This window comes from Streptomyces sp. P9(2023), from assembly GCF_032436795.1.
In the GTDB taxonomy this organism is placed as follows: Bacteria; Actinomycetota; Actinomycetes; order Streptomycetales; family Streptomycetaceae; genus Streptomyces.
Window position 1 is genome coordinate 1 of the sequence record NZ_JAUPWM010000243.1, and the last position, 351, is coordinate 351.

1 protein-coding gene is annotated in these 351 nt (G+C 44.2%); it reads right to left on the reverse strand.

Annotated features, from left to right (window positions below; translation table 11 throughout):
* Positions 1-351: IclR family transcriptional regulator C-terminal domain-containing protein (locus Q5762_RS37500; RefSeq protein ID WP_315896786.1), on the reverse strand; the 351-nt coding region annotated here is incomplete at both ends.

Sequence of the window (351 nt, forward strand, 5' to 3'; positions counted from 1 at the left end):
ACCCAGCAATAATATGGCCAAACCGATCGTACACAGGAGCGGCGATACAGCGTAAACCAGGTTTTTGCTCTTCATTATCTTGCGCAAAATGTTGCGCACGAACTCGTTCTAGCTCGGCGATCAACTGATCGGTATTTTCTAATGTGTTTTCGGTATGTTTGATAAACTCGACATCCGCTAATGTGTCACGAACAAACATTTCTTCTCTGTCTGATAAGAGCACCTTACCGATAGCCGTACTATACAATGGGTTACGACGCCCAATGCGTGATTGCATCCGCAAGTTATAGCCGGAGTCAATTTTATGAATATAGATGATTCCGTTACCATCCAACGCACCTAAATGCAGTG